General features: G+C 37.0%; 19 protein-coding genes and 1 tRNA gene. 10 read left to right on the top strand and 10 right to left on the bottom strand.

All coding sequences use genetic code 11. The features are described 5' to 3' along the window. Positions 1-52: 52 nt before the first annotated feature. The gene (locus ANA_RS16265) at positions 53-1,462 is read right to left on the bottom strand and encodes a lysophospholipid acyltransferase family protein (RefSeq protein ID WP_015081129.1); all 1,410 of its coding nucleotides are present in this window, start codon (positions 1,460-1,462) and stop codon (positions 53-55) included. Between the two features lie 127 nt (positions 1,463-1,589). On the opposite strand from ANA_RS16265, the gene ANA_RS16270 reads away from it, so the two are divergent. Then, positions 1,590-2,222: a DUF938 domain-containing protein gene (locus ANA_RS16270; RefSeq protein WP_015081130.1), complete on the top strand. Its 633-nt coding sequence runs from the start codon at positions 1,590-1,592 to the stop codon at positions 2,220-2,222. Positions 2,223-2,298: 76 nt separating this feature from the next. Here the strand turns inward: ANA_RS16270 and ANA_RS16275 are convergent. Then, positions 2,299-2,371 (bottom strand) — tRNA-Ala (locus tag ANA_RS16275). A gap of 79 nt (positions 2,372-2,450) precedes the next feature. On the opposite strand from ANA_RS16275, the gene ANA_RS16280 reads away from it, so the two are divergent. Then, entirely contained in the window at positions 2,451-3,353 is a 903-nt protein-coding gene (locus tag ANA_RS16280; RefSeq protein WP_015081131.1) for an oxygen-dependent tRNA uridine(34) hydroxylase TrhO, read from the top strand. Between the two features lie 132 nt (positions 3,354-3,485). Beyond that, complete coding sequence (gene gcvP, locus ANA_RS16285) at positions 3,486-6,371, top strand: aminomethyl-transferring glycine dehydrogenase (RefSeq protein ID WP_015081132.1); 2,886 nt, start codon at positions 3,486-3,488, stop codon at positions 6,369-6,371. A gap of 154 nt (positions 6,372-6,525) precedes the next feature. Here gcvP and ANA_RS16290 read toward each other — a convergent pair whose 3' ends face one another. Both ANA_RS16290 and ANA_RS16295 read right to left on the bottom strand, forming a co-directional pair. Continuing rightward, positions 6,526-7,167: a hypothetical protein gene (locus ANA_RS16290; protein WP_015081133.1), complete on the bottom strand. Its 642-nt coding sequence runs from the start codon at positions 7,165-7,167 to the stop codon at positions 6,526-6,528. Between the two features lie 970 nt (positions 7,168-8,137). After that, the gene (locus ANA_RS16295) at positions 8,138-8,539 is read right to left on the bottom strand and encodes a GxxExxY protein (protein WP_015081134.1); all 402 of its coding nucleotides are present in this window, start codon (positions 8,537-8,539) and stop codon (positions 8,138-8,140) included. A gap of 310 nt (positions 8,540-8,849) precedes the next feature. Here ANA_RS16295 and ANA_RS16300 point away from each other — a divergent pair, with 310 nt between their 5' ends. From ANA_RS16300 to nadB, 6 genes are all read left to right on the top strand, one after another. After that, a complete protein-coding gene (locus ANA_RS16300) occupies positions 8,850-9,092 on the top strand; it encodes a hypothetical protein (protein ID WP_015081135.1) in 243 nt (80 codons plus the stop codon). Between the two features lie 13 nt (positions 9,093-9,105). Further along, complete coding sequence (locus ANA_RS16305; RefSeq protein WP_015081136.1) at positions 9,106-9,354, top strand: FitA-like ribbon-helix-helix domain-containing protein; 249 nt, start codon at positions 9,106-9,108, stop codon at positions 9,352-9,354. A 3-nt stretch (positions 9,355-9,357) separates the two neighbouring features. Then, on the top strand, positions 9,358-9,789 hold the full coding sequence (locus ANA_RS16310) for a type II toxin-antitoxin system VapC family toxin (RefSeq protein ID WP_015081137.1): 432 nt from the start codon (positions 9,358-9,360) through the stop codon (positions 9,787-9,789). Between the two features lie 501 nt (positions 9,790-10,290). Continuing rightward, positions 10,291-10,971 (top strand): DUF3120 domain-containing protein, encoded by a 681-nt coding sequence (locus ANA_RS16315; RefSeq protein WP_371260411.1) that lies wholly within the window; start codon positions 10,291-10,293, stop codon positions 10,969-10,971. A gap of 306 nt (positions 10,972-11,277) precedes the next feature. Next, a complete protein-coding gene (gene psbU, locus ANA_RS16320; protein ID WP_015081139.1) occupies positions 11,278-11,706 on the top strand; it encodes a photosystem II complex extrinsic protein PsbU in 429 nt (142 codons plus the stop codon). Positions 11,707-11,828: 122 nt separating this feature from the next. After that, the gene (gene nadB, locus ANA_RS16325; protein ID WP_015081140.1) at positions 11,829-13,505 is read left to right on the top strand and encodes an L-aspartate oxidase; all 1,677 of its coding nucleotides are present in this window, start codon (positions 11,829-11,831) and stop codon (positions 13,503-13,505) included. Positions 13,506-13,687: 182 nt separating this feature from the next. On the opposite strand, the gene ANA_RS16330 is transcribed toward nadB, so the two are convergent. The 6 genes from ANA_RS16330 to ANA_RS16355 form a co-directional block, all read right to left on the bottom strand. Further along, entirely contained in the window at positions 13,688-16,315 is a 2,628-nt protein-coding gene (locus ANA_RS16330; RefSeq protein ID WP_158310547.1) for a carboxypeptidase-like regulatory domain-containing protein, read from the bottom strand. A 104-nt stretch (positions 16,316-16,419) separates the two neighbouring features. Continuing rightward, positions 16,420-16,773, bottom strand: coding sequence for a hypothetical protein (locus ANA_RS25400; RefSeq protein WP_051155206.1), 354 nt, complete (start codon positions 16,771-16,773; stop codon positions 16,420-16,422). Positions 16,774-16,921: 148 nt separating this feature from the next. Continuing rightward, positions 16,922-17,485 (bottom strand): hypothetical protein, encoded by a 564-nt coding sequence (locus ANA_RS16340; protein WP_015081142.1) that lies wholly within the window; start codon positions 17,483-17,485, stop codon positions 16,922-16,924. A gap of 270 nt (positions 17,486-17,755) precedes the next feature. Then, positions 17,756-18,562: a hypothetical protein gene (locus ANA_RS16345; RefSeq protein ID WP_015081143.1), complete on the bottom strand. Its 807-nt coding sequence runs from the start codon at positions 18,560-18,562 to the stop codon at positions 17,756-17,758. A gap of 21 nt (positions 18,563-18,583) precedes the next feature. After that, a complete protein-coding gene (locus ANA_RS16350; RefSeq protein WP_015081144.1) occupies positions 18,584-19,033 on the bottom strand; it encodes a hypothetical protein in 450 nt (149 codons plus the stop codon). Between the two features lie 305 nt (positions 19,034-19,338). Next, positions 19,339-19,914 (bottom strand): hypothetical protein, encoded by a 576-nt coding sequence (locus tag ANA_RS16355; protein ID WP_015081145.1) that lies wholly within the window; start codon positions 19,912-19,914, stop codon positions 19,339-19,341. Between the two features lie 875 nt (positions 19,915-20,789). On the opposite strand from ANA_RS16355, the gene ANA_RS16360 reads away from it, so the two are divergent. Further along, positions 20,790-23,228: a tetratricopeptide repeat protein gene (locus ANA_RS16360; protein ID WP_051155207.1), complete on the top strand. Its 2,439-nt coding sequence runs from the start codon at positions 20,790-20,792 to the stop codon at positions 23,226-23,228. Positions 23,229-23,779: the final 551 nt, after the last annotated feature.

Raw genomic sequence — 23,779 nt, forward strand, 5'->3', positions numbered from 1 at the left:
TAAATGAAACTATTACAAAACCCTCTCCCCGCCTCTGCGCCTCTGCGTGAACCTAATCCTTAATCAACCCCTCCAACATCACCTGTAAATCCTGCGTCAACTCACTAACACCCTTTCGCAAAGCTTGTTTATTCCCTTGACAACTTTCCCATATTGTATTCACATTAATCGGTTCACCAACAGAAATCATGGATTGTTTTAAACCTAAACGTGGTCTTCCTGGTAAAGTAGAATCCTGAATGCGAGACAACATATCAAACATTAATAAAAGGGTTTCTGCAAATCTTTCTGGAGTGGGTTTTTCGAGAATATAATTAGCAGTAACAGCCACAAAACTTTCAGCAATTCTCATGTGTTGCATTTTTAAATCGGCTTCTTCAGCTATCCAATCAGCTAGACCACGTTTGAAAGGTGGTAAACTTTGAATATCGGCAATATCATCTCGATAAATATAATTCCAACCAGCATCTTCTAAACGGCGACATCTATCAATAAAATTACCTTGAGACTGAAGATTAAAATACTTTTCTGTGATTTTCAAAGCAGTGTCCATCAAACGGTGTAATCTAGTAATTAACACTTCATTTATAGGAATCTCTGAAGTGATAATTTCTGGAAAATCTTGATGATAGAAACGGTGATAAAATTCCTCCATTTCCGAAATTAGATATTCAGCTAAACGCAAAACCCGCTGATATAAAATTCCTTCCCGTTCCTTTCCATTTGTACTAAGTTCCGTCCTAGGTAAACCGCTATCAGCTTCCAATTTAGATAAAAGCCAATCTATTTTTTGCCAAGGGGGATTAACGTAACTATATTTAATGCCAATAGGAATAATAAAAACCTGTTCTTCGCGGTTAGCTTTTTTTAGATCTTCCACACACCAAAAACCTAACTGTGCCACACCAGGTTCTAAAGGACTAACTATGCTACTATGTCCATTTGTACCACCTTCAGGAGCGATCGCAATCGGCATTTCTGCATTAGCAAATAATTCTCTGGCCATTTGGATAGCATTTCTATCTACGCGTCTTCCCCTACGAATGGGTACACCACCAAGTCGAGAAAATAACCATCCTAACCAATTTCCCGCCCATAACGTCATTCCCCGTTCGTACATAAAATGACTGTGAACAGGGTATTTGAGACTAATTCCTTTTTCTCTTGCCACCTTGGGAACAATCCGTGATAACAGGTATAACATAGATAAAGGATCTTCCACTTCGGGGTGACGAAAAGCAATTAAAAATCTGACCTTACCTGCTTGAAAATCGTGGTATAACTTGGCTAATACTTCCGCATTTTTAGCTTCAATATTGACAATACCCGCAGGTAGCCAAGGTCTAGTTCTCACCCGCAAAATAAAAGGCAAAAACCAAGATACAATTTTCACAATAAAGGGATTATGACGTTGAGGGATAAATTTAAGCGGAGGTTGGGTGGAATGAATAGATTTAGGCAAGTTGTTCTCCTGTGATATGGCGAAAAAAGCTAAAATTGAGCGATAGCGTTCGCGGTAGCGTCTCGAAGAGATAGCGAGACCTAGGAAGCGCTGCTAATTTAATTATCATAGTGAATGCTCGCCAGATATGAACACACCCGCAGACCAGCGAAAATTTGCCCCCGCAACCCAGCGCAACCGCGAACCGATTCTAGAATTGCTTTTACAAATATTGCCTCAACATGGGACTATTTTAGAAATAGCCAGTGGCACAGGTGAACACGCTACATTTTTCTCCTACCACCTCGCACCTCGACAATGGCTACCTTCCGACCCTAACCCAGAACTGCGTGCTAGTATTAGCGCGTGGACTGAATTTTTCCCCTGTGAAGCCATGCAGCCACCCCTAGATTTAGATGCAAGTTCACCAATTTGGCCTGTGGAAAAAGAGATAATACCACAACCACCTATTTCTGCCATTGTCAATATTAACATGATTCATATTTCCCCTTGGTCAGCCTGTTTAGGACTAATGGCAGGGGCTGGACGGATTCTGCCACCTGGTGGTATACTCTACTTATATGGTCCCTATAAACAAAATGGAGAACATACCGCACCCAGTAACGCTGATTTTGATGAGTCTTTACAAGCACAGAATCCAGATTGGGGAGTGCGTAATTTAGAAGATGTAGTAAAAGCCGCAGAAGCCCAAAACCTGACATTGCACCAAACTCACCCCATGCCAGCAAATAACTTTTCACTAGTATTTAAACATAGATAGATGAATTGTGTTTCGCGCAAAGGGGCAAAGGAGCAAAGACGCAAAGGAATTTATCTGTTTTCTTTTGTATAATTAATGGAGATTAGCGGACTCGAACCGCTGACATCCTGCTTGCAAAGCAGGCGCTCTACCAACTGAGCTAAACCCCCAAGTCTGTTTTTTATGTAAAAAGGGTTGATTTTACATAACCATCCTATCATAAACTATTATTATTAATTTGGCAAGACTATGAACCAAGAAAATCAGACAGTTGTTGCTGCATTATATAAATTTGTGAGTCTACCTGATTGTAGCGAACTGCAAGCAGCTTTATTGTCCTTTTGTCAGTTACAAGGAATTAAAGGAACTATCTTACTAGCACAGGAAGGAATTAACGGCACAATTGCTGGTTCTCGTCAGCAAATTGACACAGTTTTAGCCTTTCTTCGCAATGACTCGCGGTTTGCAGATTTAGAACATAAAGAATCTCACACAGAAATTCCCCCATTTGAACGGTTAAAAATTAGGTTAAAGCCAGAAATTGTGACTTTGGGATTACCAGAAGTGAACCCTGCGGAAAAAGTAGGAACTTATGTAAAACCTGAAGATTGGAATGATTTAATTTCCAACCCAGAAGTCACAGTCATTGATACCCGCAATGATTATGAAGTCACCATTGGGACTTTCAAAGGAGCAGAAAATCCGCAAACTCAAATATTTAGAGACTTTCCCGAATATGTACAACAACATCTTGATCCCAAAAAACATCAAAAAGTAGCCATGTTTTGTACTGGAGGAATTCGTTGTGAAAAAGCCTCATCTTATTTACTTTCTCAAGGTTTTGAAGAAGTTTATCACCTCCAAGGAGGCATTCTCAAATATCTAGAAGAAATTCCCCCAGAAGAAAGTTTATGGGAAGGAGAATGTTTTATTTTTGATCAAAGAGTCGCAGTTAGTCATAACTTAGAAACAGGAAATCAAGAATTATGCTTTTGTTGTGGATATCCCATTTCCGAAACAGATAAAACCTCCCCAGAATATGAAAAAAATATTTCCTGTCCTCACTGTTTCCATACCCTAACACCAGAAAAAAGAAAGCGACTACAGCAAAAATGGAAACATTACCAATCAATAAATTCCACCAATACTTAAACTTCAGATTTCTTTCTTCCTTTGCGTCTTTGCTCCTTTGCCCCTTTGCGCGAAACAAAATTTAGAAAAAACCCTAATATCCAAAAGTGATCATTACAATATATTAATACAGAACTCCTTGGAGAACAATTTGTGGTATATAATCCCCCGCGCATTCAACCCAGCACATTGAGCAACTTTACACAAAGACACATTGGACTAAACCCTGATGATATCCAGCAAATGCTTGATATATTAGGTCTTTCCAGCCTTGATGATCTCATTGATAAAACAGTACCACAAGCAATTCGTTTTCATCAAACCCTCAACCTACCAGCAGCACAAAGCGAATTTGCAGCACTGGCAAAATTAAAGCAAATAGCGGATAAAAATCAAGTTTATCGCTCATTTATCGGCATGGGATATTACGACTGTATTACCCCTACCGTCATTCAACGCAATATTTTAGAAAATCCCGGTTGGTACACAGCATACACCCCTTATCAGCCAGAAATTGCCCAAGGACGTTTGGAAGCGTTGTTAAATTTCCAAACCATGATTATTGACTTAACGGGTTTAGAAATTGCTAACGCTTCTTTGCTTGATGAAGGGACAGCAGCCGCAGAAGCAATGAGTATGAGTTATGGTGTGTGCAAAAATAAATCTCATAACTATTTTGTTTCTAGTGAATGTCATCCTCAAACCATTGATGTTTTGCAAACACGCGCAAAACCTTTAGGTATAAACATCATTATCGGTGATCATCAAACTTTTGATTTTACCAAAACCATCTTTGGTGCAGTTCTGCAATATCCCTCAACTGACGGTACAATTTACGACTACTGCGATTTTATCACACAGTCCCATGCTCAGGGTGCATTGGTGACTGTAGCCGCAGATCCTTTGAGCTTATTATTACTCACATCTCCCGGTGAATTAGGGGCTGATATTGCCGTAGGCAGTACCCAACGCTTCGGTATTCCTTTGGGATTTGGGGGACCACACGCTGCTTATTTTGCTACGAAGGAAGAGTATAAACGCCTCGTTCCAGGGCGAATTGTGGGAGTATCAAAAGATATTCACGGTAAACCTGCATACCGTTTAGCTTTGCAAACCCGTGAACAACACATCCGCAGAGATAAAGCCACCAGTAATATTTGCACAGCGCAGGTTTTATTGGCAGTAATGGCGAGTATGTATGCAGTGTATCATGGACCGGACGGACTGAGAGCGATCGCCCAAAATATCCATGAACTTACCGCAACTTTAGCCGCAGGATTGAAAAAGTTAGGTTATAAAATCAGTTCGGAAAACTTCTTTGATACCTTGCGGGTAGAATTAGGAAATACCAAATTAGAAGCAATTCTCGACGCTGCACATGAGAGAAATATCAACTTGAGAATTTTTGATAATTCCACTGTGGGTATTTCCTTAGATGAAACTACCACAGAAGCAGATTTAATTGATATTTGGCAAATTTTTGCATTGAAAGATGAATTACCTTTCAGTGAGACAGAACTTAATTCTCTTACCAATTACCAATTACCAATTACCCATTACCCATTACCTCGTGAAAGTAAATATCTCACCCATCCAGTTTTTAACCGTTACCATTCAGAAACTGAGTTATTACGTTATTTACATCAACTAGAAAGCAAGGATTTATCATTAACAACTTCCATGATTCCCTTGGGTTCTTGCACCATGAAGTTAAACGCAACTTCAGAAATGATTCCGGTAACTTGGGCAGAATTTGGGAAAATCCATCCTTTTGCGCCAATTTCCCAAACTAGAGGTTATCAAATCCTGTTCCAACAACTAGAAGCATGGTTAGAAGAAATTACAGGTTTTGCCGGAATTTCCTTACAACCAAATGCAGGTTCTCAAGGTGAATATGCGGGACTTTTGGTAATTCATGAATATCATCAAAGTCGGGGAGAAGGACACAGAAACGTTTGTTTGATTCCGCAATCTGCACATGGAACAAATCCCGCGAGTGCGGTAATGTGTGGAATGAAAGTTGTGGGAGTTGCTTGTGATGATCATGGTAATATTGATGTTGAAGATTTAAAAGCCAAAGCTGAAAAACATAGTCATGAATTATCAGCTTTAATGGTGACATATCCATCAACTCATGGGGTATTTGAAGAAGCAATTCAAGAAATTTGTGCGGTAATTCATAGTCACGGTGGACAAGTTTACATGGACGGGGCTAATATGAATGCCCAAGTGGGTATTTGTCGTCCTGGTGATATTGGTGCAGATGTCTGTCATTTGAACTTACACAAAACCTTCTGTATTCCCCATGGTGGTGGTGGTCCCGGTATGGGTCCCATTGGTGTCGCTTCCCACCTCGTCCCCTTTTTACCAGGACATTCTGTGGTGAGAATGGGTGGTGATTTGGGCGCTGTTTCCGCTGCACCTTGGGGTAGTGCGAGTATCTTAGTGATTTCTTGGATGTATATTATCATGATGGGTGCAGATGGGTTGACGGAAGCAACCAAAATTGCCATTTTGAATGCTAATTACATGGCTAAGAAATTAGAGTCATATTATCCGGTTTTGTATCAGGGAAAAAATGGTTTGGTGGCACATGAATGTATTTTAGATTTGCGAAGTTTGAAGAAATCAGCGCAGATTGAAATTGATGATGTTGCGAAGCGGTTAATGGATTATGGTTTTCATGCACCTACTGTATCTTGGCCTGTTGCTGGGACAATTATGGTAGAACCAACGGAAAGTGAATCTAAACAGGAATTAGATAGATTTTGTGATGCTTTGATTGCGATTCGTGAGGAAGTTGCCGCCATTGAATCTGGTACAATGGACATTCACGATAATCTTTTAAAAAATGCCCCTCACACTGCGGAAAGTTTGATTATTGGTGAATGGAATCATCCCTATTCCCGTGAACAAGCTGCTTATCCTGCACTTTGGAATAAGGAATATAAGTTCTGGCCAAGTGTGGGGAGAATAGATGCTGCTTTTGGGGATAGGAATTTTGTTTGTTCTTGTTTACCGATGGAGGCTTATAGTTAGTTAATTGTAGGGTGCGTTAATGAAATTTAACGCACCGTTTTGATTGTGGGATAAGGTGCGTTACGCTGGCGCTAACGCACCCTACAGACTAACTGATTTTTAACTTTTTTGATTTAGGAACAGCATAAACAGATTCATTAGCAGTTTTAATTGTCTATGGTAATTTTTTTAGTATCGTTTGTGCTTTTGAAGAATCTGCTTTATAAAAATATATTCTTCCTCTAAACCACGTTTTGCTTGTATCATTCAAATAAGTAAAAGTACCAGTCATTTCTGATGGTTTAACCTCATTAGGATCCTTCTTTATATTTGTTGTTATATAGAAGGTACTGGGGATTCTATCCTGAGTATCAATCTGGAAGACAACAAGTTTTCTTTGTGGAATTACAAAAGCAATTTTGCTGTCCAGTGCGACTTTTTCTATTTGTCTTTGTGAGTTTGGATCTCGCGTTTTACAATTTCCAGTAGTCATTCTTTCGCCAGATAGACGTATTTCATAGTCTGCTACATGGTTTATATTTACTCTACCATATCTATTTTTACAACTATCTTCTATAAAAACTTTTTCCTCATTTGATTCAGATTGATAAACCCATTCTCCTTGAATATCTACATCATTCGGAAGTTGTAATTTCCTGTCAATAGTTAGGTTTTGTGATGATACACTCACCCCAAGTAAATTTTTATCGTGAAGCAAAGCAATAACTGTACCACATACAGTAATAACAGTAATAAATGCTACACTGCCACAGATTATAGGATGTTGTTTAAATTGTTCTTTGATGTAATCAAGCATACAATTGCACCAGATAAATAATTTACTCTCCTGAATTTATGTAACTCTCAAACTACAATAACCCCGCCAAAAAAGCAATATTTTTGGCAAAAAGTTAAGATTCCTTTTATGTTTGCGTTTTAACCCTATGGAAAATTGGGCGTTGCTGATTAAGAGTATGATTTTATTTCAAGCAGAGGCGCAGAGTCTCAGAGAGTAAGAGTTTCATTTTTTTGATTTTTCAATTTCATACCCCAATTCAGCAACGCCCAAGATTTTTATTTGGTAGGTTATTGGTGGGATGCTGAAATTGTCATTGTCTGAATCAGGATATCCAGGATTTTAGGATTTACAGGATTGTGATTTGTAAGTTGTTGGTAGGATAATGAAATTGTAATTGTCAGAATCAGGATGTCCAGGATCTGAGGATGTACAGGATTGTTATTGATGAATTGTCTGTGAATATTGAGATATTATAAGTGAGATATTATAAGATACAGTTACACCAACAGTCAACAAATAACAACAAATAATTTAACGGATAATTTATTATCTAACATCCTAAAATCTGTACTTCTCATAGACAATCAAACAGCCACATCCTGTAAATCCTTTAATCCTGGTTATCCTGATTCAGACAGATTGTTATTGATAAATTATCTGTGAAGATTTGAAGATTATAAAATCCAGTTACAGTAATAGTCAAGAATTAACAGCTGATAATTTAACTGATAACTTATCTATCATCCGAAAATCTCTATATTTTATAGACAATCAAACAACCACATCCTGTAAATCCTCTAATCCTGGTTATCCTGATTCAGACAAAAAATACCCTCAAAATCCCCACTTCAAATAAAAAACCACATCCTGTAAATCCTAAAATCCTGGTTATCCTGATTCAGACAAAAAATACCCTCAAAATCCCCACTTCAAATAAACAACCACATCCTGTAAATCCTTAAATCCTGGATATCCTGATTCAGACAAATTAAACCTGATATCTAGGATTAAAAACCTTCTTATATTCCAACTTCAAACCACCAAAATTAATCAATAAACCCACAGGAAAATTATAAGCTACCAAATAATTTTTCGCTTGCGCTAAATGAACATCTTCTAAATTAATTATCGCTTTCAAATCCACCACAACCTGATTTTCAACTATAAAATCTGCCCTTCGTGTTCCTACTTCAATTCCCTCATAATAAATTACTTGTTCCACCTCTCTTCCAAAACCTAAACCTGCTTTTTGCAATTCAATTTCCATACATCTTTGATAAATAACCTCCTGAAAACCATTTCCCAAAGTTCGGTGTATTTTCATTGCACAGCCATTTATTATATATGTAATTTCGTCTAATTTTAGATTTTGGGTATTACTTGTGTTCATGGATTTACAGGATTGTTATTTGTAAGTTATTGGTGGGATGCTGAAATTGTAATTGTCTGAATCAGGATGTCCAGGATTTTAGGATGTACAGGATTGTTATTGATGAATTGTCTGTGAATATTGAAAAATGATAATTACAATCACAGTATATTATCTATCATCCAAAAATCGCCATTTTTCCTAAACAATAAAAAAATTACATCCTGAAAATCCTCAAATCCTGGTTATCCTGATTCAGACAGATTATTATTGATGAATTGTCTGTGAATATTGAGATATTATAAAATACAGTTACACCAACAGTCAATAAATGACAACAAATAATTTAACGGATAATTTATTATCTAACATCCTAAAATCTGTACTTCTCATAGACAATCAAACAACAACATCCTGTAAATCCTTTAATCCTGGACATCCTGATTCAGACAAAAAAATCCTCAAAATCCCCACATCAAATAAACAACAACATCCTGAAAATCTTTTAATCCTGGATATCCTGATTCAGACAAAAAAACTCAAATTGATAGTGTATAATAAACATATCCTTTAATTCTAAATTGATTATGACTAATATCACAATCTCTAACCTTGATGATGATCTGCAAAATCAGTTACAAAAACGAGCCGAAAAACATGGACATTCTCTAGAACAAGAAATTACAGAAATTCTCCGTCTTGTTCTCACAGAAAATCCTAAAAATCCTATCAATTTAGCAACTCTAATTGAAAACCGTTTTGCCAATTTTGAAGATTTGGAATTACCAGAAATAGAGAGAGAAGCGATTCGCACAGTGTCAATATTTGCAGATTAGAAAATGATTATTCTTGATACAAACGTCATTTCCGAACTAATGAAAACTCAAAAATCAGCAATAGTTCGTGAATGGGTAGCAGCACAACCTTTAATGAGTTTGTTTACTACAACAATTACTCAAGCAGAAATTCTCTATGGTATTGCTTTACTTCCAGGAGGAAAACGACGAGAAGAACTTAGTCAAACAGCACAACTAATGTTTTCTGAAGATTTCGCTGGACGAGTTCTAGCTTTTGATCAAAATGCTGCTGTAGCATTTGCTCATATTGCATCTGTCCGACGACAAAATGGTACTCCAATTTCTCAACCTGATGCTCAAATTGCTGCTATTTGTTACACTCATAAAGCAACTATAGCAACGCGCAATGTTACTGATTTTGAAGGATGTGGTATTTCTATTATTAATCCTTGGAAACCTGAATCAATATATTAGTAAGTCGTAGCTGTTTATGAAATTTCGATTTTGAAATTTTACAACTCTATAATATTCTGTTTCTCGATTTATATATATGAGCGCACACTTTTCCACTCATATCATAAGCATACCTAAAACTCGAAACTCTGTCAAGCCCCCTAGCTGAAATCACCAAAACTCGTTAAAATATTGATAAAATTCTCAATAATAATGAGAATAGACTCCCATTAGTTGAGAAAGTCCTTTTTTCAAAAATCCCATACAAATAACTTATAGTTTAATCACAAGACTCCCAACTTCTTTGATTAATCTGGTGATTTATCAATAGTATTGCAAAAGTCAGATCCCCGACTTCTCTAAGAAGTCGGGGATCTTGTTGTTATTTATGTATAATCAAGATGCCCCTAGGGGGGATTTTCAGTTATGATACTCTAGATAAGTAAAGTTTAGTAACAAATATTAAAAACTTTGATTAATCATACATTTCCTTGCTATCCAGCTACTAACCCGACGTTAGATATTGATGACAGCCTTAAAAATCCTTCTTTACCAAACTTTATCTCTTCCCGACAAAGTTGGTTAATATTTTTAGCATCAGTATTTTTAGTATCAGTACCAGTGTTCATGGAAGCACCATTAGTGCGCTCATTTCCCACTCTTAGCGTATTAATGACAGGCTTTTGGGTGTGGATCAGTATTAGATTAATGTCACGTCCCCAAACCTATCTGTGGGGAGATTTACTTTTTGGTTTTAGCTGGACTTGGTTAACAGGCGCAATTTATTGGGGTTGGTTAAGATATGAACCAATCTGGCATATACCTATAGAAGCAATAGGATTACCCTTTGCTGTGTGGTGTTTAGCGAAAAATTGGGGTAAAGTCGGCAATTGGTTTTACCTCGGTTCTTTACTAGGAACGGTTTTAACCGATATTTATTTTTATTTAGTGGATTTGATGCCTTATTGGCGACAAATTATGAGAACAGATCCCTCTGGTGCTTCACAAATCTTACAGAATGCCCTAACACAAGTCCAAACACCCTGGGGACAAGCCTGGGCAATCATTCTTGCTCTCATTCTGATGACTGTAGGAACAGCTTCTTTACTCAATAAACAATGTCATTGGTATGCCTTTGGAGGCGCAGTTTTGAGTACAATCTTAGTAGACAGTCTCTTCTTATTAGCAGCAGTTCTGGCGTGAAATTCCCATGAATTTAGGTAAACACCGAAAAATGGGCGCAAAGGTGCTATCAGGTCAGATTTTTGGCAAAAGTCAAATCAAACCAAATAGTCGTAAATATTATGGATATTGATCCGCTGTATATTAGTTTTTGATGACTGTTGTGCAAACTCTCAAGCTGAAACCATGAAGCTAAACCATGAAGAAACCAGGATCAAGTTAGAAAATAAACTACTCTAACACCCTTAAACTTCCGGCTTATGCCCTAAAGTTCATAGCTTTTGGCTGCAAAATTTTATTATTCCTTGAAAAAAAGAGGTAAAAATCGTGAAAGCATTGGTGCGTTTATTCAGTGTATTTACATTGTTGCTAGGTTGTTGGGGAATGTTGGGAACTACCCAAACAGCCCAAGCTACTGGCTTCAATAGCTTTGTGGGAAATCAAGTCCCCGTTTTAGCAATTGCCCGCCAAAACAAAGCAGATCAGAAGTTGGCAACAGAGTTTGGCAAGAAAATTGATTTGAACAATACCAATATGCGGGCTTTCCAAGATTTTCCTGGACTGTATCCCACCCTGGCTAAGAAGATTGTCGCTAATGCTCCCTACGAAAAAGTAGAAGATGTATTAAATCTGCCAGGATTGACCGATAGACAAAAAGAACGTTTGCAAGCTAACTTAGCCAATTTTACAGTTACAGAATTAGAGCCTAACTTCAATGAAGGGGACGACCGTATTAATAACGGTATCTACAGATAACTAAGGACTGGGAATTGGGAATTGAAAACATATTCCCAATTACCCATACCCTAAGTTGAGATCTTAAATTTTGGGCTGTAAATCCCAAAAATCATCCAAATCACAAAAATCATAGTTATCCCTTGCCTGATATAAATATTCCTAACCAATTTGATGTTTTAGTAGTCGGTGCCGGTGCAGCAGGACTATATACAGCCCTATGTCTACCCGCATCCTTACGAGTCGGCTTAATTACTAAAGAAACAGTTTCCCTATCCGCCAGTGATTGGGCGCAAGGTGGCATAGCCGCAGCCGTAGCCCCAGAAGATTCTCCTCAACTGCATATTGAAGACACATTAAAAGCCGGGGCTGGTTTATGCGACATCGCCGCTGTAAAATTCCTCGCCGAACAAGCCCCCAGTTGTATTCAATCCCTGGTTAACTTAGGCGTAGCGTTTGATCGTCATGACAGTAACTTAGCTTTAACCCTCGAAGCAGCCCATTCTCGTCCTCGCGTGCTTCATGCCGCCGATACCACCGGCAGGGAAGTTACCACCACCCTTACAGATCAAGTCCTGCGTCGTCAAAATATTCAAGTCATTCAGCAAGCTTTGGCTCTGAGTTTATGGATAGAACCCCAAACCGGTCAATGTTTGGGAACTAGCCTATTTTATCAAGGTAAAATTACCTGGATTAGAGCCAGGGCTGTCATTTTAGCTACTGGTGGCGGTGGTCAAGTATTTGCCCAAACCACTAACCCAGAGGTAAGTACAGGTGATGGTGTAGCCATTGCTTGGCGGGCAGGGGCAATTCTCCGGGATTTAGAATTTGTCCAGTTTCACCCCACAGCCCTAAGTAAACCAGGACGTTTTCTGATTAGTGAAGCTGTGCGTGGAGAAGGGGCGCATTTGGTGGATGACACCGGGCGACGTTTTGCCTTTGATTACCACCCAGCAGGGGAACTAGCACCCCGTGATGTGGTCAGTCGAGCTATTTTCAGTCATTTACAAAAAACGGCTGCTGATATGGCTACAGCGAATGTCTGGTTAGATATGCGCCCCATTCCCGCTGACAAAATTCGCCATCGTTTCCCGAATATCATTAATGTTTGTCAACATTGGGGGATTGATGTTTTTACTCAACCCATTCCCGTGTCACCTGCTGCCCATTATTGGATGGGTGGTATCCTTGCAGATGTGATGAATGCCACGAATATTCCCGGTTTATACGCCATTGGAGAAACTGCCAGTACGGGAGTACATGGTGCTAATCGTTTAGCCAGTAATTCGTTGTTGGAATGTATTGTCTTTGGGGCGCAAATGGCTAATGTTGACTATGAAAAATTGCAACTGGGAAAACAGGAATCTGCTAATATTATTGAAACTGAAAGTTTGGCAGTTAACCCATCTCTAATTGAGTGGGAAAATCAACAAAGACAATTAGCAGAAATTCGCCAAAATTTACCCCGTGTAGTTTGGCAAAGTGCAGGTATTTGTCGAGAACAATCAAGTTTAGAAAATGCCATTTCTCAAGTTGCATCTTGGCAAGAAGACTTTGCGGCTTTACCTTTAAGTCAATTATTATTGAGTTTAAAACCAACACAATCAGTTAATTTTCAACAGCCACAAATTGAAAAGGAATTACGGCTTTGGGCAGAAACTCGTAATTTATTAGATATTGCCGAATTAATTCTGAAAAGTGCTGTTTTTAGAACCGAAAGTCGGGGTGGACATTACCGTTTAGATTATCCTCAAACTGATCCTAATTGGCAATTTCATACTCTTGTGCAAAAGCAGGAATGGTGGATAGGTAATAGGTGATATTATCTCCGGTTAAACACCTTTTACCCTGATAATTGCCAAGTTTTACTGGCGACAGCACAACCCGACGCTCATGTTGGGTTTCATGCTTCAACCCAACCTACAGAAAATGGACAAGGTATTGTTAAGTAGCAAAGATTTTTTATCCTTTATAAACCAAAATTCCGCACCTCATTTTGATGTTATGGCTGTAAATTTAATTCCAAGAAAGTCTTAGAATTTGTATTAATTTCTAAAGTATTTGGTTGGGCTAGTTTACCATCAATAAGTACATTATACGTGCTTACATTTAAATCTTCTAAATAGTAAATTCCAGCACTGTTAGTTACTGAAGTGACTCGTTTTTCTGGATGACTACGAGAAACAAATTCTACACTAACTCCTGTTATTGCTTTCCCTTCTTTATCTATCACTCTTCCCGTCACAACATAAGCTGGAATCAGAGGTATTAAAACAGTCGTATAACTTCCAGGAGAAACTTTAACTGCATAGGCTGGTTGGATAGCTTTCCAACCAAGGGGAAAACCCGCTGGATCTATATCCAAACGATAATTACCTGGTGGAAGCTCAAATAATGCCCCTTTGCTGACATTTTTTGGACGAGAGACACCTAGTTTATTCAAAGGTTGATTATTAATTAAGAATAGTGATTCTATATCTTCAGTATAAAAATCTTCTCCATGATCATGACGACCATTATTATTTTTATCCAGAAATGGTTGAAGTAAGATTCCCCCTTGAGTGCGTAACTTTTCTAATTTTGTCTCGTCACCGCTGAAATTCATACTAGGTTGTAATAACAAACTGGTAAATAAATTGAGACTTAAAGAAGAACTATTATTACTGACTGCACTATAAGTTAATCTTAATCCTAAACCAGGAACTAGAGTTGTAGAAGCAGATGTGATGATACCATGACCTTGAGAACCATTACCATAGCCAAATTCTAAGTCTAATAAACTCCTACCATCTTTACTTTTCCAAGGAGTTCGATAAATCAAATTCAGGCTGCCTAAATAGTTTTTATCATCGGTATCATATTTTAGGCTAATTGCATTGCCTGTAGAGCCAAAAAGCCGACTGCCAGAAAGATTATAGATTAATTCAGAAGAAATATTTTGGTTATATTTACGAATGCCAATCAAAAAAGGATCTAAACGAGCATTCAAAGCACCATTAATACCATTTTTATAATCATAGCTCAAACTCAAAAAAACTGGTTGTAAGTTGAAGTTAAACCCGGTTTCTAAGCGATTATTTGTTCCACTAGAATACAAATTAGAAAATAAACTAACTTTTCGGTTTAAAGCCCAAAATAAATTGGTATTATAAGATTTTTCATCACCGCCAAAACCTAAGCTAAAATTATTAGTTCTGTAGCTAATATCTGCGTTAAAACTAATTTGATTACCAGTTAATGCCCCAAGTTTAAAGGTTAGAGGAGAATTTACTGGTTGATACAATATTTCGCTGTATGGTTGAGTAGAACCATCATAAACTACCCCAGTACCTAAAGTAATTTCATTAGAAAGTCCAAAATAATAAGTAGCTCCACCTTGAAAATCACCAAGATTCCCGAAAAAGCTTTGATTTGTGCGATTTCTTTCTGTACCTGCGCTGATAACAAAAGCTGATTTTCCTTTATTGATTTGACCTTGTAAATTGCGATAATTTAGAGGAATTTCTTCTGGTTTACCACTCAAATTTCCTCCTGGATAAAGCAGAAGTTTATAATTCTGACTTTCTGCATTCCCTGTCAAAGAATTACTAGCTGTCACCACATTTTCAAAGCGGTATTTTGCTGAATTATCTACAAGTTGCTCCCCAACTATCAAATTACTATTTTGGGTAACTAATTGTACTAAAGTTCCAGGAGCAGCTTTTCCCGTTATGGTTCGTAAAACTTCATTAGTATTAAGTTTGTCTAGAGGATTAACACCTCCATAGGAAAAACTAGAATTATTTGCTGGCGTGTAGCCTAAACGTTGAATTATTGTAGTGCCAAAATACTCACCTTGATTGCGATCAAATCGTCCCCAAAAAGGTGCTTGAGTGCCGATAAGATAGTCTGTATAAGGACTAGGATGAAAATATTGCAGTTCGTTTATTTGCCAGTTGCTACCTACATTACTATTAATTTGTTGAATTCTTGAAAATAAGCTTCCCCCAACAACACTTCCTAATGTTTTAAATTCTGAGTTGTAATTTAAATTATTATTACTAAAATTTGTTCCCTGAGTTTGACTCAAATTTGTTCGTTGAGAAATACCAGTCAAGCTCAAAAAAGGAGGATTGATTTGAGGTAAGCCTGCTAAGATGACTGGTTGTTCTTTTTCTTGGTATTGTTTATCATTAACATTTTCTGTTAACCATGATGGATTGAAAACAAGAGCATATTCTGCTATACTAAATTCAGCAGGAATATTTAAAATATTTTTAATCTGTTCTACAGAAATAGCTTGACCGATATCAGGGTCATTAACTAATAGACTTGGATCAAATTTGATGATTAAACCAACAGAACGTAATTCTAATTGACCATCATCTTTTTTGGTGACGTTGAATTTTAAGGCTTTAATGACATCAGCAAAAGGAACTAGCCAGTTGTTAAAATCAATGGCTTCTTTGCCATTCTCTAAACCCTTGACTGTGGTGGAAGGAATTACATTATTCCCACCGACATTAATTCCCAGCGGGAGAATCGTAAATTTTCCTGATAATGGTATTTTACTAGCAGCAGGAGCTTGATTAGGTTCTAAAACAGTAGAATTGTCAGTTAAATATAGATTGTTAAAGTCCTGAGCATTCACTGGTGGATACCTGATGAAAATTGTTATCACCCCACCGATCATACTAGAGTTTGCTACAATTAAGCTTACCAATTTAAGCCCTGCACAGTTGATAGGTAGAAATTTCATCTTGATGGAATAGTCACTGGTAAACTAAAAGGTACTTTTGTAGGATTTCGAGGATCTCCCCAAAACAATTCTCCTGTAAGCTGATAATTTCCTGCTGGAATTAACGTTTTTGTTTGGTCTTTTTCAATAGTGATGGGAACATTTCTTGTTCCTTCTGCAATAATAGTAATCTTAGAAATTTCCCCTTGAAATCCTAGTTGTCCGGCTTGTTTTAATTCCCATCTACCTTCAGAACAAATAGTCACGTTTCCTTCATTTTTAACTAACAAATAGAGTTCTTTATTTTTGTAGGGTGATAAATCATTGGGACTATAGGAATCCTGTTTGATTCCTGAATGTTCAAGAATCAAATAGGAGTGCTATAGATTCTAAAAGTAACAGCTCAATAATCCGGGGTAAATCCTTCCATTTATTAGGGTAATAAAACCTGTAGCTGTTCCTTGTTTTGTTTGTGTGGAGATAACTAGGGAAGATACATTTACTTGAGCATTTGCCGGTTTATGAAGGTGCCAAGGTAATAACAACAACAGCAGTATAATTCCCATCTAACAATTCTTCTCCAGTAGTGGTTGGCTCCCAAGTAGACTTAACTGTAATGGTAATGTCACCTGCGGTACTTGGATTCCAATCAGTGGCACTGAAAGTTAAACTGTTCGATGATGCTGGCAATACTGCAAATATAGCAGTATTTGCAGTATTACTGGAAAGTGTAGTAGTATGCACCCCTTGAAGAAGAGTTGCTTGGGTTGGCGCAGTAGGTCGGGTTACGGTGACCTCTGCTGTTATATCAAGTTGATCTAGGTTGCAGTTAAATGAGGCTTGGTCACTTTTCTCCAGCTTTGAAACACCACCAGAGCCTGTATAGAGAGTTTTAGTGTAGGCGTTTGTAGTGCTAGGGAAATTTGTAGTAACGGCACAGGATGGATCTACATTCCCACCAAAACCGACAGGGTTAGCATTAGCTTTACCGGCAAAGATAGAACTAGTGGACGCAATTACACCACCTGTTAATAAAGAAGCAATAGCAGCGGCTTTTAACACTTTCTTAAATGTTTCTTTCATTTCCTTTCCTGTTTTGTTTCATAGAACTTACAAAAAGTCTTGATTTGTTCGGATTACTATTGATATGCAATTGTACATTCACTGAATATACTTATGATAATACCCCAAAAGTTACCCGATCCCTCAAAATCAAAAAGTTTTCTTTTAAAAAACCTATTTAGAAACTTAAATCAATAACTTTAAACGATGAATCAGCCCAGATTAACACCTCCATAGGAAAAATTAGAATTATTTGTTGGCGTGTAGCCTAAACGTTGAATTGTAGAAGTTTCATCTTGATGGAATAGTCACTGGTAAACTAAAAGGTACTTTTGTAGGATTTCGAGGATCTCCCCAAAACAATTCTCCTGTAAGCTGATAATTTCCTGCTGGAATTAACGTTTTTGTTTGGTCTTTTTCAATAGTGATGGGAACATTTCTTGTTCCTTCTGCAATAATAGTAATCTTAGAAATTTCCCCTTGAAATCCTAGTTGTCCGGCTTGTTTTAATTCCCATCTACCTTCAGAACGAATAGTCACGTTTCCTTCATTTTTAACTAACAAATAGAGTTCTTCCTTTTTGATATCATAGTTAGTTTCCTTGGGAATTAAACTTTCTCGAATCTCACCATGACTAACATAAACCACTGTTCCCAGTCGATTATTTACAGTCAAACCACTGGTATTTTTTGGCTTAAAAGGTTGAGAAAAAATGACGGCTCGATATTCTCCTGATTTCATACTGGGTAAGAGACGAGCTAATAATCTAACTCTACGGGTTTGTTTTGGCTCTAAAACTATTTCTGAAGGAGAAAAAATGAGATAGGGTGATAAATCATTGGGACTAGATTCTAAAACTTGGAAACCATTGGAATTATACGTAAACGGTAAAGCATATAAATTCATTTTTACTGCTTCATTTCCTCCATTTATTAGGGTAATGAAGCCTGTAGCTGTTCCTTGTTTTGTTTGTGTGAAGATAACTAGGGGAGATACATTTACTTGAGCATTTGCTGGTTTATGGAATAGTAATGATCCACAAAACCCCATACTTGTTATTGCAACAATACTTTTTTTAATAAATCTTGATTTCAGCATTATTTACTCCTTCGTAAAAATTCAAGGTGAAGTGATATTGATCATGAGTTCATAAGTATAAAAGCCAGCAAAAAATTTCTGTGGTCTTTGGATTTGAATACTTACTGCCATAGGAGTGGTACTTGAACCGGAAAAGGTATCAGTTGTACTAGAATTTTGATGAATGGTCTTACTACTACTGTTATTTGTATAGGTTAATTGTGCGGTTCTACTTGTACCAGCAGGATCTATTTTCCCAGTAGTTGCCTGGTGATTTAAAGTTGGTTCAGATAGGGTGATAGTAACATCAATATTAGAAACAGTATTATCAACTACAAAACTACACTGGGCAGGTTGTGTAGTAGCAAGATTATATTGATTGGTTAATGTTAAGCTACCCTGAGTAGGGCAGGTTAGACTTAATTGTGCTAATACTTGAGTAGGATTGAGAATAGTTATAATCGTTAAAGCTACTAAAATTAGTTTTTTCATGGATCTTTTTTCTAGTCATTTACGACAGCAAGCAGCACGATTATAGGACTTAAGCATTAACACTGTAATATAAAGTGATTAAATTTAAGCCAAGAATAATCACCTACCCGATAGGGTAAGTGATGAGGTGAATACTATTTATACTCAACAGGGCTTAATTATTTGACTCTGCGGGCAGGGATTTAGCATTGCTAAACCCCTACAAATATAGGTTTTTCGTGATTTTACAAAAGTCTATGTCCCAACCGTTTTGAGTATAAGCTAAAAAATCAAAGAGCGGTAAAATTAGGGAGTTTTTGCCTGTACTAGTTAGGTGTGACGGTAACAACAGCAACAGCAGTATAAGTCCCATCTAACAATTCTTGTCCATCAACGGTTGGGTTCCAAGTAGACTTAACTGTAATCCCAATGTTACCTTGGAGGTTTGTTTTCCAATTTGTGGGAGCTACAGTAGTAGAACCAGTTCCAGTTGCATCAGTATTTCCAGTACTGGAAAGTGTAGTAGTATGCACCCCTGCAAGAGCAGTTGCGTTGACTGGCGCAGTAGGTGGGGTTGCGGTTACAACTGCTGATACGTTAACTGTATCACTGTTGCAGTTAAATTGGGCCGTGTCACTTGTCTCCAGCCTTAAAACACCACCAGCGCCAGAGGATGAATATGTAGTTTTCGCGTAGGCGTTGGATGTACTGCTATTGAAACCAGCACTAACGGCACAGGATGGATCTATAGTCCCAGTAAAACCAGTAGTAGAACTGGCTGAGATAGGAGTAACAGCATTAGCTTTATCAGCAAAGATAGAACCGGTGGAAGCAATTACACTACCCGTTAATAAAGAAGCAATAGCAGCGGCTTTTAACACTTTCTTGGATGTTTCTTTCATAAGATATCGCGGTAAGTGGGAAACTCAGTCCCTTTAGGGCTGAGAGGGAAGCGACACGTGCGGTTTTAACCGCTGTGGATATTAAAATTGAAACCAGATTTTTGATTGGAATCTGGAAACCAACTCCCATTTCTGGGGTAATGTTAGCTTCGACCAGTTATAAGAGCTTGTTAGACTTGCAACACTGTTTCAGTGACCTTAAAACTGTTTAATTGCAAATGACAGAGCAGGGAACTAGCTACGCATTCCGGGGTGTCGTGACTCAAATAACGGCTACCCTTCGACTACGCTCAGGGTGGTCTGGTCAGCACGGCTTGCTTGATTACTCTTGCAAGCCCAGTCCCTTTAGGGCTGGGTTACTGACTTTCTTTCCTACTTTGTTTAATAGACAATACCTTAGCCAAAATAAGAGTCTTGATTTGTTCGCGTTAGCGTTGCGGAGCAATGGTACGCTTACATATTATTCTGACGGGAGGCGTTAGCCATCGTGTGGCGTTTGCGGTATTGTGCCGGAGGCATTACCCGTAACCTCACGTAACCTCAATATATAATTTTTTCTGCATGGTATGTGTATATTTAAGCAAGTTAAGTAAAGTTCATTAATAATAATTCTGGAAATCGCTTTATAATTTGGTTGTAGCTATTTATAAAGAAAAAATAAACTTAGTATAATAGTCTTTTACTTCCTTAAATTCCTTAAATTCATGATTTTTTTCAGTTGAATTACCGATTTAGTTTAAACTCCAGGAATGATGAAAATCCCCAGAAATCGCCAGACATACTTATTAACCGAGTTAGGTGAGGAAAAAATAATTAATACTCTTAGTGAAAACCACGTGAACCCACGTAATAGAATTACGTGGATACAGAAACAGATGGAAAACACTGGTGAAAGTATAAGTAGTAATACGGTTCGTAGAATTTTAACAAAGCAGAATGTTGAAGAGTATGCAATTAAATTACTATTTAAGACATTAAACATCCCATACAAGCACAACATAGATGTTATTCTAGCTTTAAAAGATATAAGTAGTGCGAAGAGTTGCTATCAAAACTTCTTGTCTTTTGAAAACAAAAGTCCTAATTTTTTCGGTAGAGACAATGACTTAGCAAGACTTAATACTCTAATCAATCAACATCAAAAAATGATTGTTATTCAGGCACCAGGAGGACTAGGTAAAACAACTTTAGCTAGGCAATACTTAGATAATCAAGGGTTTGATTTAGTTTTATCCCTAGAAATAGCTAAAGAACCAGATAATATCACTAGCGTTGAAAGCGTAGTTGAAGAATGGCTGAAACAATACTTTGAAGAAGAACCAGGCAGGGAATTTGGTATTACACTCGCAAGATTAAAAAAACACTTGCAAAATCGCCAAGTCGGGATATTAATTGATAGCTTAGAACCTGCACTAGATAAACATGGTAGGTTCATTCAAAATCATAGTCGTTATCTAGAATTATTCAGGGTTTTAGCTGATGCAACTGTGCAGTCATTTACGATAATTACTAGTAGAGAACGTTTATTTGATGACCGTATTGATATAATTTATCATTATTATTTAAGTGAATTAGGTGTATCAGCGTGGCAAGAATTTTTGGCATTTCACGAAGTTAAGATTGATATTTCTTTACTAGAAGAAATGCACATAAAATATGGGGGTAATGCCAAAGCTATGAATATCTTGCTTGGGTCAATAAAAACAGATTATCAAGGAGATGCAACTGCTTATTGGCAAGAAAATTGTACTTTGGTGGAAAGAGGATTAAAAAATTTAGTTATCAATCAATTTGAGAGATTGCAAAGTTTAAATCCCAATGCTTATAAGTTACTGTGTCGGTTAGGATGTTATCGCTATCAGGATATACCACAAGTGACTGAAGATGCCTTACTAGCTTTGCTGTGGGATATTCCTGACCAGCAACAGTGTATCTATATAATTAGATCTTTAAAAAATTTGCGTTTGTTTGAATTTGCCAAGGGCAAGTATTGGCTGCATACAGTGATTAAAGAAGAGAGCATAAAAAGGTTAAAATCAAGTCAAGAATGGGAGGAAGTTAACCGAAAAGCAGCCGAATTTTGGAGAGGTAGTGTGAAAAGTATTCGCACCATGGAGGATGCTAAAAAAGCTTTTGAAGCTTATTATCATTATGAATGTATTCATGACTTTGAACAAGCTGGATATATAATTATTCAACGAAGAAATGGTTGCTGGTCATTTGATGAAATGCTGGCTTTTTCTTACTATCGAATGGGAGCATTAACACAAGTAATATCTATACTGAATTTACTAAAAGAAAAGATAAAATCTGAATATCTACTAGCAAGTATTTATAGTATTGAAGGCATAATAAATTTAGTGTCAGGAAATATGAATATAGCGATTAATTATTTGCATCAATCACTAGCAATGGCAAATTGTATTTTAAATGATTTTGAAAATAATCAAATAGACATAAGTTATGACGAGATTGTATTATTGATAGTCAAAAATCAAATCCATTTATCCTTTTACTATATAGACATCTGGGAACTGGAAGCAGCCATAAATATTTTAGAACCGACCAAATCATGGATAGAAAATATAATCCAAAAAGGAGATAAAAATTTAAAGTTAAAAATAGAAAAATATCAAGTAACCGTGTGGCTACATTTAGCTTTGTTATACTCGTACTTTAATACAGCAGAAAAATACATTCTTCCTCAATCTTTGGCTAAAAAAGTATATTATTCGCTTTTCACGGGAATTTTTGCGGAAATAGTATATTATATGATACTTAATTTAGAAACTTTACTAATTAATGCAGGCTTGGAAACTGAAGTGAATTTTTGCAGATGGCGTAAAATATATGCTTTATTAAAGTTAGGTCTAATTTACAAAAATTTAGGAAACATTAAAAAATCTTTGAAAATATATAATGCAGCGATAAAATTTTCTCAAGCAGAAAGTTCCTATGGATGGATAGAATCTGCTCAAGAACTTAACTATAATTCTCACTATAATCCGCTTGTAGCTAAAGCTTTAACTGGTTTAGCAGAACTTGATCGAATCCAAGATAATTTTGAAGAAGCACTTTTCAAACATTCACAATCAATAGAAATATTCCATAAAATCAGTGGTAACAGATGTGATTTAGCAGAAGCTTACTTTCAACTAGGTTTAACATATCAGAAAATGGGTGACTTTAAAAATAGTCAGATCAATTTTGATGAAGCCATAATATTATTTACAGCAGTGGCAGCTCCCCGGCAAGTTGAGAAAGTTGAAAGAGAGAAAGTCAGTAACCCAGCCCTAAAGGGACTGGGCTTGTAAGAGAAATCAAGCCGTACTGACCAGACCACCCTGAGCCTGAGAAAAACCGAAATGTGTAAGAGGATGTTTGAAAAGTGGTATTCCGTAATTTTCATCACATTGCTACCCCCCTTTCCCCTATGCTTTGGGGGGAAACAATAAAAATCCAGTTCCCTCCCCTTGACAAGGGGAGGGTTAGGGTGGGGTAAAAAATATTTGATACATCAACCATAACTTTTCAAACACCCTCTAGGGGACTTCCAAGAAATAAAATCCCCAAAAATTTCTTGTAGTGCGGGCATCTTGCCCGCTGGATATGTACCTCATAACACTAGAAAGTGCTGTATATCTCTATCAGGAATATCAAAGAATCCTGATTTTGTCATGAAATCATATTTTTACTGGTTATGTCATCAAATATTAATTTATTTTTGTTGTTAGCATCATTCATTAAATATTAATTTATTAGTAATTAAAATATCTTTTTGCATTACCAACTCATAGTAATAATTAATAAAGCAGAATAACTGATAATTTCAAATTATTGAATTTGCCAATATTGACAAAATTAC

It is taken from the genome of Anabaena sp. 90 (assembly GCF_000312705.1).
Classification (GTDB): Bacteria; Cyanobacteriota; Cyanobacteriia; order Cyanobacteriales; family Nostocaceae; genus Dolichospermum; species Dolichospermum lemmermannii.

Excerpts from the sequence above, each read along its gene's own strand:
- ANA_RS16270 (WP_015081130.1), top strand. The coding sequence starts at position 1,590 with ATGAACACACCCGCAGACCAGCGAAAATTTGCCCCCGCAACCCAGCGC.
- ANA_RS16280 (WP_015081131.1), top strand. The coding sequence starts at position 2,451 with ATGAACCAAGAAAATCAGACAGTTGTTGCTGCATTATATAAATTTGTG.
- ANA_RS16290 (WP_015081133.1), bottom strand. The coding sequence starts at position 7,167 with ATGCTTGATTACATCAAAGAACAATTTAAACAACATCCTATAATCTGT.
- ANA_RS16295 (WP_015081134.1), bottom strand. The coding sequence starts at position 8,539 with ATGAACACAAGTAATACCCAAAATCTAAAATTAGACGAAATTACATAT.
- ANA_RS16300 (WP_015081135.1), top strand. The coding sequence starts at position 8,850 with ATGACAACAAATAATTTAACGGATAATTTATTATCTAACATCCTAAAA.
- ANA_RS16305 (WP_015081136.1), top strand. The coding sequence starts at position 9,106 with ATGACTAATATCACAATCTCTAACCTTGATGATGATCTGCAAAATCAG.
- ANA_RS16310 (WP_015081137.1), top strand. The coding sequence starts at position 9,358 with ATGATTATTCTTGATACAAACGTCATTTCCGAACTAATGAAAACTCAA.
- ANA_RS16340 (WP_015081142.1), bottom strand. The coding sequence starts at position 17,485 with ATGAAAGAAACATTTAAGAAAGTGTTAAAAGCCGCTGCTATTGCTTCT.
- ANA_RS16345 (WP_015081143.1), bottom strand. The coding sequence starts at position 18,562 with ATGCTGAAATCAAGATTTATTAAAAAAAGTATTGTTGCAATAACAAGT.
- ANA_RS16350 (WP_015081144.1), bottom strand. The coding sequence starts at position 19,033 with ATGAAAAAACTAATTTTAGTAGCTTTAACGATTATAACTATTCTCAAT.
- ANA_RS16355 (WP_015081145.1), bottom strand. The coding sequence starts at position 19,914 with ATGAAAGAAACATCCAAGAAAGTGTTAAAAGCCGCTGCTATTGCTTCT.
- ANA_RS16360 (WP_051155207.1), top strand. The coding sequence starts at position 20,790 with ATGGAAAACACTGGTGAAAGTATAAGTAGTAATACGGTTCGTAGAATT.